Annotated in this window: 9 protein-coding genes; 5 read left to right on the top strand and 4 right to left on the bottom strand. The window is 73.1% G+C overall.

The genetic code is table 11. The features are described from left to right. On the top strand, positions 1-1,374 hold a 1,374-nt coding region (locus ACWGE1_RS38305; RefSeq protein ID WP_453425091.1), incomplete at its 5' end, for a peptidoglycan binding domain-containing protein. A gap of 235 nt (positions 1,375-1,609) precedes the next feature. Here ACWGE1_RS38305 and ACWGE1_RS38300 read toward each other — a convergent pair. After that, the gene (locus ACWGE1_RS38300) at positions 1,610-2,404 is read right to left on the bottom strand and encodes a transglutaminase family protein (protein WP_453425090.1); all 795 of its coding nucleotides are present in this window, start codon (positions 2,402-2,404) and stop codon (positions 1,610-1,612) included. Then, positions 2,401-3,387, bottom strand: a complete 987-nt coding sequence (locus ACWGE1_RS38295) for a GNAT family N-acetyltransferase (RefSeq protein ID WP_453425089.1) — start codon at positions 3,385-3,387, stop codon at positions 2,401-2,403. The genes ACWGE1_RS38300 and ACWGE1_RS38295 overlap by 4 nt, the downstream gene beginning before the upstream one ends. Positions 3,388-3,504: 117 nt before the next feature. Between ACWGE1_RS38295 and fdxA the strand changes: the two genes are divergently transcribed. Then, positions 3,505-3,834 (top strand): ferredoxin, encoded by a 330-nt coding sequence (fdxA, locus tag ACWGE1_RS38290; protein WP_030011906.1) that lies wholly within the window; start codon positions 3,505-3,507, stop codon positions 3,832-3,834. Positions 3,835-3,943: 109 nt separating this feature from the next. Further along, complete coding sequence (gene dapC / locus ACWGE1_RS38285) at positions 3,944-5,038, top strand: succinyldiaminopimelate transaminase (RefSeq protein ID WP_405529237.1); 1,095 nt, start codon at positions 3,944-3,946, stop codon at positions 5,036-5,038. A gap of 92 nt (positions 5,039-5,130) precedes the next feature. Here dapC and ACWGE1_RS38280 read toward each other — a convergent pair whose 3' ends face one another. Further along, a complete protein-coding gene (locus tag ACWGE1_RS38280; RefSeq protein WP_453425088.1) occupies positions 5,131-5,484 on the bottom strand; it encodes an ATP-binding protein in 354 nt (117 codons plus the stop codon). A gap of 306 nt (positions 5,485-5,790) precedes the next feature. After that, the gene (locus tag ACWGE1_RS38275) at positions 5,791-6,768 is read right to left on the bottom strand and encodes a hypothetical protein (RefSeq protein WP_453425087.1); all 978 of its coding nucleotides are present in this window, start codon (positions 6,766-6,768) and stop codon (positions 5,791-5,793) included. Positions 6,769-6,855: 87 nt separating this feature from the next. Between ACWGE1_RS38275 and dapE the strand changes: the two genes are divergently transcribed. Both dapE and ACWGE1_RS38265 read left to right on the top strand, forming a co-directional pair. Next, a complete protein-coding gene (dapE, locus tag ACWGE1_RS38270; protein WP_453425086.1) occupies positions 6,856-7,935 on the top strand; it encodes a succinyl-diaminopimelate desuccinylase in 1,080 nt (359 codons plus the stop codon). A gap of 64 nt (positions 7,936-7,999) precedes the next feature. Continuing rightward, a complete protein-coding gene (locus ACWGE1_RS38265) occupies positions 8,000-8,767 on the top strand; it encodes an LOG family protein (protein ID WP_453425085.1) in 768 nt (255 codons plus the stop codon). The last annotated feature ends 16 nt before the right edge of the window (positions 8,768-8,783 follow it).

Here is an 8,783-nt window from a genome sequence, read left to right as displayed (position 1 = left end):
GGCTACGCACCGCCGCACGCCCAGGCCCCGTCGGCGCCCGCGCCGGACGCCGCCTTCGCGCCGCCGCGCACCCCGCCGCCGCCCGTGGCGGACTACGGCCAGGGCTTCGCCCCCGCGGCACCGATGCCCGGCGGCCCGGGCGTCGGGTCCACCCAGGGCTTCCCCGTGTACGACGACCAGGGCGACGGCGGCCCCGTCACCGAGGCGTTCCCCGCCTACGGCAGCGGGCCCGCCGGACCCACCGGCGGCCCCGGTTTCGGAACCGGCCCCGGCAACGGCCCGTCCGGCCCGGCCGGCGTGGCTGCCTTCGACGAGGCTCCGCAGTGGCCCGGCCCGGACCTGGACGGCCCGCTGTCCACCCCGGTACCGGCCCCTGCTCCGGCCGCCGAGCGCCCCGCGCCCGCGCAGCCGAAGGCCACCGGCAAGCCCGCCAAGAAGGGCCGCTCCAAGCTGGTCCTGCTCGGCGGCGCCGTCATCGGCCTCATCGGCGTGGCCTACGGCGCCGGGCTGCTCCTGAACCACTCCGACGTCCCCAAGGGCACCACCGTCCTCGGCGTCGACATCAGCGGCAGCCGCGACGAGGCCGTCTCCAGGCTCCAGACGGCCTTCGGCACCCGCGCCGCCGCCCCGATCCAGCTCAGCGTCAGCGGCAAGACGGTCGAGCTGAAGCCGGAGAAGGCCGGCCTGAGCCTGGACGCCCAGACCACCGTCCGCAACGCGGCCGGCAGCGACTACAACCCGATCACGGTCATCGGCTCGCTCCTCGGCAACGGGCGCGTCGCGGACCCCGTCATGCCGATCGACGAGGAGAAGCTCCAGGTCGCGCTGCAGGAACTCGCGGGCACGGCCGGTTCGGTCACCGAGGCCACGATCAAGTTCGACACCGGCAAGGCCGTCGCCGTCCCCGGCGCCCCCGGCACCACCCTCGACGTGGACGCCTCCGTCCCGTTGGTGGCCAAGGCGTACAAGGACCAGGTCGCCACCGGCAAGGCGGCCGTGGCCGAACTGCCGACGGCCACGAAGACGCCGGCCATCGGCCAGGCCGAACTCGACCGGGCCATGAAGGAGTTCGCCGAGCCCGCGATGTCCGCCAACGCCATCGTCAAGGTGGGCGGCAAGACCATCGCCTTCGGCAGCAAGTCCCTGCCCAAGATCCTGAGCATGCAGCCCGTGGACGGCCGCCTGACCGAGAAGTACGACCTGGAGGCGCTCAAGGCGACCTACGGGAACACCTTCGACGGGATCCTGATCACCCGCGGCACCGGCGACAAGACGGCCGTCACCCCGCAGGACATCGCCGGCGCCCTCAACAAGGCGCTGCGCGGCAGGACCACCGCCGAGCGCACGGTGGTCGTCGACACCAACCCGAGCTAGGCCGACCGGCGCGCCCGCGCCGCAGCCGACCAGTGCCCCCGCCCGGATCCCGGGCGGGGCACTGTCACGTCCTCCGCCGGTCCGGGCGGTCGACGGTGGTTGCGCCGGGGCCGGGCGCGCCGGGGGCTCCTCGGACGCCGGACGGGCCCGGGGCCGGAAGATGTGGCGGCGGTGCGTTCGGCGCCCTGCGGGGATCGCCCCGGCACGCTCCCGGCCCCGGCAGGGCCGCCTCGGGTCAGTTCAGCAGGGCGCGGGCCGAGACGGCCTCTGCGCGGATGCGGGCCGCCGCGTCGGCGTCCACCGCGTCCACCACCAGGGCGTACGCCTCCAGCTCGGCGGCGCCCTCCCGGAAGGAGCCCCGCTCCACCAGCAGCCTCGCCCGCTCGTACCGCAGCGCCGCCGGGTGCGACGGCAGGAGCAGCGACAGCTCCACCGCCCACAGGGCCACGCCCGACTGCTCCGGGCGGGCCGAGGCCCAGGCCCTGATGTTGGCCAGGATCCGCAGCACGATGTCGAGCGTCCTGGCCGGCGTACGAGGCCCCGACGCCAGCTCCGCCGGGCCGGTGCCCAGCGAGGCGCCGCCCGCGAACGGGTCCACCACCACGCCCTCCTCCGGGTCCCCGAAGCCCACCACGAAGTGCCCCGGCAGCCCCAGCCCGTACACCGGCGCACCGGCCCGCCGGGCGACCTCCAGCCACACCACCGACAGCAGGATCGGCAGCCCGCGCCGCCGCCTCAGTACCTCGTGCAGCAGCGAGGACGACAGCCGGTCGTAGTCCGCCGGGGTGCCGTGGAACCCCAGGCGCCCGCCCAGCAGTTCCGTCACCGCGGCCGCCCACGCCCGTCCGCCGCGCAGCCCGTACGGCAGCATCCCCGCGAGCCGGTCCAGCTCGATCTGGGCCCAGTCCATGACCCTCTCGTCCAGCTCCGGGTCCGCCTCCGCCGCCAGCAGCAGGCACAGCAGCGCCAGGTCCGGGCGCTCCGACCGGGCCTCCGCCGCGAACTGTGCGCGCCGGTCCGCGGGGCTCACTCCGCGGCCCGGTAGTGGTGGTACGCGTGGTGCGTCGCGAAGCCCAGGCCGTCGTACAGGGACAGCGCCCCCGGATTGTCCGTCTCGACCTGCAGCCACGCCGCCGACGCGCCCTCCTCCAGCGCACGCCGGGCCAGTGCCGCCATCACCGCCGTCGCCAGGCCCTCGCGCCGGTGCGCGGGATCCACCGTCACCGCGGCGAAGCCGGCCCACCGTCCGTCCACCACGCACCGCCCGATGGCCCGGCCCCCGGGGAGCGCCGCGAACCACACCGACGGCCCCTCCACCAGCATCCGCCGGGCCAGGTCCGGGTCGCCGACCTTGCCGTAGCGCCCGAGCCACTGCTCGTCGGGCACCCGGGTCAGACGTACGTCCCCGGCCGCGGGCGCGTCCACGTCGCCGACCGGCGCCAGCGCGCCGATCCGTACCTCCGCCGACACCTCGTTCACCCAGCCGCGCCGCTCCAGCTCCGCGCCGAGCACCTCCTGGGTGCCGACGGCGCCCGTCGCGACCTGCACATACGCCGGAAGTGAGCGTTCCGCGTACCAGGAGGTCACTCGCGCGAGTGCATCGTCCAGGGGTATCCCCGGGTCGCCGAGCGGCAGCACGGAGTTGGCCCGCCGGGTGAATCCGGCGGCCGCCCGCAGCGTCCACCCGCCCAGCGGCTCGCTCTCCAGCGGCTGCCAGGCCCGCGCCGCGACCCTCGAAAGCTCCTTGAAGGAGGCCGCCGGACCGCGCCGCCGGGCCGGCGCCGCAGGCACGACCTTGCCCGCGACCAGCGACGATTCCGCGATACGGACGGACTGCCCGTTCTTCTTTGTGATCAGCAGCACACCCTGGTCCCAGGATGTGAGAACCCCGACCGTGTCCGTGAACTCGGGTGATCCGCTCAGTCCGGCCTCCACCCGTCGTACAGAGACTCGTTTACCCACGTCAGCCGGGGTGATACGGACCTCCAGCAGCCCACCGGCAGTGATTTCCACAGCTCTGTCCGCCCCTCCTGTTCGGATCGTGCCCGGGAACGGAGATACTAGGTGCGGGCATCGACGACGCCGCGCTCCCGCGCGATATGGAAAGCCCTACCGAGGAGGAACGAGAGCGTGACCTACGTCATCGCGGAGCCTTGTGTCGACGTCAAGGACAAGGCATGCATCGAAGAGTGCCCCGTCGACTGCATCTACGAGGGCCAGCGGTCCTTGTACATCCACCCGGACGAGTGCGTCGACTGTGGCGCGTGTGAGCCGGTCTGCCCGGTCGAGGCCATCTTCTACGAGGACGACACCCCGGAGGAGTGGAAGGACTACTACAAGGCGAACGTCGAGTTCTTCGACGAGCTCGGTTCGCCCGGTGGTGCCTCCAAGCTGGGCCTGATCGAGCGCGATCACCCCTTCGTCGCGGCGCTGCCCGCCGGTATCAACGGCGAGCACTGACCTTTTCAGGCAGACGCGCCCCTCGGTCCCGTACGGCCTTCCCGCCGCACGGGACCGACGTGTTTGTGGCACCCGTACACACCAGCACTCAGAGAGAGCAGAGACCACCGTGGCCGCAGTATCCGACCGTCTTCCCGCCTTCCCCTGGGACAAGCTGGAGCCGTACAAGGCCACGGCGGCGGCCCACGCGGACGGCATCGTCGACCTGTCGGTCGGCACGCCCGTCGACCCGGTCCCGCAGCTGATCCGGCGCGCCCTGATCGAGGCCGCCGACTCCCCGGGCTACCCGACCGTGTGGGGCACCGTCGCCCTGCGCGACGCGATCACCGGCTGGGTGCGCGGCCGCCTCGGCGCGAGCGCCGCCGAGCACCGCAACGTCCTCCCGGTCGTCGGCTCCAAGGAACTGGTGGCCTGGCTGCCGACCCAGCTGGGCCTCGGCGCCGGCGACAAGGTCGCCTACCCCCGGCTCGCCTACCCCACCTACGAGGTCGGCGCGCGGCTGTGCGGAGCCGAGGCGGTCGTCTACGACGACCCCACCGAGCTCGACCCGGCCGGCGTGAAGCTGCTGTGGCTCAACTCCCCGTCCAACCCCACCGGCAAGGTCCTCGCCAAGGAGGACCTCGTCCGGATCGTGGCCTGGGCGCGCGAGCACGGGATCCTGCTCTTCAGCGACGAGTGCTACCTGGAGCTGGGCTGGGAGGCCGAGCCCGTCTCCGTCCTCCACGACGACGTGTGCGGCGGCTCGTACGAGGGCATCGTCGCGGTCCACTCCCTGTCCAAGCGCTCCAACCTGGCCGGCTACCGGGCGGCCTTCGTCGCCGGCGACGCGGACGTGCTCGGCGAGCTGCTGGAGATCCGCAAGCACGGCGGCATGATGACCCCCGCCCCGGTGCAGGCGGCCACGGTCGCCGCGCTCGGCGACGACGCCCACGTCGAGGAGCAGCGCGAGCGCTACGCGGCCCGCCGCGCCGCGCTGCGCACGGCCCTGGAGGCGCACGGATTCCGGGTCGAGCACAGCGAGGCGAGCCTCTACCTGTGGGTGACCCGCGACGAGCCCTGCTGGGACACCGTCGCCCACCTCGCGGGCCTGGGCATCCTGGTCGCGCCGGGCGACTTCTACGGCGAGGCGGGCGCGCGGTTCGTGCGCGTCGCCTTCACCGCCACCGACGAGCGCGTGGAGGCGGCGGTCAAGCGCCTCGGCTGACCGGCCGGGCCCGGGCACGGCACGGCACCACGGACATGCCCGAGGGGGCCGGGAGTTCGCACTCCCGGCCCCCTCGGTGGTTCCTGCGGGTGTCAGCCGCCCAGCGGCACGCCACCGGGCAGTCCCCCGGGCAGGACACCGCCCACCGGCAGCGAGGACACCGGAAGCTCCTGCGTCGTGGGCAGCCCGCCGAGCAGGCCCCCCGCGGTACCGGCCACGTCGGCGGCAGGGGCGGGCAGGCTCTTGGTGGCACCGGTGGCGGTGCCCACGGCGTCCGCGGCCGCATCCGTGGTGGCGGCGCCGTCGGTGGCGCTGACCGGGCCCAGCTGCGGCACGGACTCCAGACCGGCGGCACTGGCCGCGCCGGCCGCACCGACCACGGGCGCTGCCCCGGCTGCGATCAGCAGCGCGGCACGGGCGATCCGGCGGGTCAGGGGGAGAGACATGTTGCTCCTAAGCGGTAGCGGCTGAGTACGCCGTGATTAACCGCCCGGGGGGTGGGTGGAGTTGCGGTGTCCCTGGGTAAAGGATCGGTAACGCATCGTTTAATCGGCTTCCGCGAAAAACGCATTGGATGGGCGCCGACCTGGCCTTCCGTCCGGATCCGGGATCCGTGACCCGCTACACGGATCCCCCCGCAGGAGTGATCACTCGCACGTGGGGCCGGGCGCCCCCGGCGTGTGCCCCGGTCCGTCCCGATCGGCCGGGACGGCCGCCCCGTCCCGATCGGCCGCCCCGGCCCGCCGTGGCGATCAGCGGGCCATGAAGATCCGCACCTCGCCCGGCCCCGCGCCGTAGGGGTCCTTCCTGCCGTTCTTCGCCCCCGCGTCGCCCCTGTCCTGCCACCGGCCCCGGTCCCGGCCCCCGATCCAGCCGTGCGGGCCGTAGGAGACCCGGGAGATGCCCAGCTCCTTGGAATTGGCCACCGCCCACTGGGCCATCGCCCGGCTGCGGCGCGTCGCGGTCTCGCCGCCCTCCCGCTTCTCCACCAGGGTGACCTCGGCCTCCGGGGCGCCCTGGCCCCCGCCGGTGTTCCGGCCCGCCTGGCCGCCCTCCGGCGGCAGGGTGTGCATCCCGTCCTTGCCGAAGATCCGGATCAGGTCGGCCCGTACCCGCTCCGGGTCGCCGGGGCCCGTCGGCGCGGGCCCGCCGCAGTTCAGGGTGCCGCCGCCGGCGAAGGCCGCCGTCAACACGGTCGCGTCCGGCTCGTGCTTCGCGTACGCCTGCGGGAAACCGCTGCGCTGCACCTTCTGCGCGGCCACCGTCAGCGGCAGGCGCGAGTACCCGGGGACGTCGACGAGGTGGTCGTAGAAGATCCCGGCCGAGTAGACCGGGTCCGTGATCTGCTCCGGAGTGCCCCAGCCCATCGAGGGCCGCTGCTGGAAGAGACCCAGCGAGTCCCGGTCGCCGTGGTCGAGGTTGCGCAGCGCGGACTCCTGCATGGCGGTCGCCAGCGCGATGGTCACCGCCCGGTCCGGCAGGCCCTTGGCGACGCCGACCGCGGCTATCGTCGCCGCGTTCGCCGCCTGCTCCGGAGACATTTCGTACGATTCGGAGCTCGCCTCCTGGCCGAGCGGGTCCCCGCTGGCCACGCAGAACGGGGCGCCGCCGCCACCGTTGGAATCGCGCTGCACGGCGAAGTAGCCGATGACCGCGAGGAGAACGAGCAGGCCGACGGCGGCCCGGAGCAGCCTGCGGCGGCGAGGGCGGGGATCACGGGTCTCGGACACGCGGCCCACCGTACTTGAGGCATATGACGCGTCCACCGGCCGGACGCGGGACGCTTCGCCACACCCCGGGGCGTTAGGGTCAGTTCCATGTCCGAATCCGAGCTGGACCTCACCCTGGACGCCGCCGAGCTGACCGCCCGGCTCGTCGACATCCCTTCCGTGAGCGGCGACGAGAAGGTACTCGCCGACCTCGTGGAACACGCGTTGCGCGGCCTGCCCCACCTCAGGGTGGACCGTTTCGGCAACAACGTCGTCGCCCGTACGGACCTCGGCCGCGCCGAGCGCGTCGTGCTCGCCGGCCACCTCGACACCGTGCCGATCGCCGACAACGTCCCCTCCCGCCTCGACGAGAACGACGTGCTGTGGGGCTGCGGCACGACCGACATGAAGTCCGGTGTCGCCGTGCAGCTGCGCATCGCCGCGACCGTGCCCGAGCCGAACCGGGACCTCACCTTCGTCTTCTACGACCAGGAGGAGGTCGCCGCCGACCTCAACGGCCTCGGCAAGGTCGCAGGCGCCCACCCCGACTGGCTCACGGGTGACTTCGCGGTCCTGCTGGAACCCTCGAACGCCGAGGTCGAGGGCGGCTGCCAGGGCACCCTGCGCGTCCTGCTCCGCACCGCCGGCGAGCGCGCCCACTCCGCCCGCAGCTGGATGGGATCCAACGCCATCCACTCGGCGAGCCCGATCCTCGCCCGGCTCGCGGCCTACGAGCCCCGCAAGCCGGTCATCGACGGCCTGGAGTACCACGAGGGCCTCAACGCGGTCCGCATCGAGGGCGGCGTCGCCAACAACGTCATCCCGGACGCGTGCACGGTGACGGTCAACTTCCGCTACGCCCCGGACCGTACCGAGGCCGAGGCGCTGGCCCACGTACGGGAGGTGTTCGCGGACTGCGACATCGCCGAGTTCGTGGTCGACGACTCCTCTGGCGGCGCCCTCCCCGGCCTGTCCCACCCGGCGGCCGCGGCCTTCATGGAAGCGGTCGGCGGCCGGGCGATGCCCAAGTTCGGGTGGACGGACGTCTCCCGCTTCAGCGCCCTCGGGGTCCCGGCGGTCAACTACGGCCCGGGCGACGCCCTGCTGGCGCACAAGGTCGACGAACGCGTCGAGACGAAGGCGATCCTGCACTGCGAGGAACGACTCCGCGCCTGGCTGACCTCCTGAATTCCGCTTCTCGTCACCTTTGTGCGCCTACCCTGATCCAACGATCAGCAGGAGGGAGCACAGCATGGGCAACCACGGCAATCCCGAAGGTTCCGCTCGTCGTCGGCCCGAGGAGCAGCAGCTCGGGCCGGTGTTGAGGAGGCGGAGCCAGGTGCAGGCGGGCAGTACGACGGACCAGCGACTGCTGGATTCGGCCGGGCCCTCCGAGTGGGTGCACACCGATCCCTGGCGGGTCCTGCGCATCCAGTCGGAGTTCATCGAGGGCTTCGGCACGCTCGCCGAGCTGCCGCCCGCGATCAGCGTGTTCGGATCGGCCCGTACGCCGGAGGGGACGCCCGAGTACGACGCGGGCGTGCGGATCGGCAGCGCGCTGGTCGACGCCGGCTTCGCGGTGATCACCGGCGGCGGTCCGGGGGCGATGGAGGCGGCCAACAAGGGCGCCCGCGAGGCGAACGGCATCTCGGTCGGCCTCGGCATCGAGCTCCCCTTCGAGCAGGGGCTCAACCAGCACGTCGATCTCGGGCTGAACTTCCGGTACTTCTTCGTCCGCAAGACGATGTTCGTGAAGTACAGCCAGGGCTTCGTCGTCCTGCCGGGCGGCCTGGGCACGCTGGACGAGCTGTTCGAGGCACTGACCCTGGTCCAGACCCAGAAGATCACCCGCTTCCCGATCGTGCTGTTCGGCACGGAGTACTGGAGCGGTCTGATCGACTGGCTGCGGGGCACGGTGATCGCCCAGGGCAAGGCCTCGGAGAAGGACCTCTACCTGTTCCACGTCACGGACGACGTGGACGAGGCGATCGCGCTGGTGACGAAGGAAGTCGGCAAGTAGGCCCCGGGCCTGGGCC

The sequence above is a fragment of the Streptomyces sp. NPDC054932 genome (genome assembly GCF_053610205.1).
This window is presented reverse-complemented; position numbering and strand designations above follow the sequence as displayed.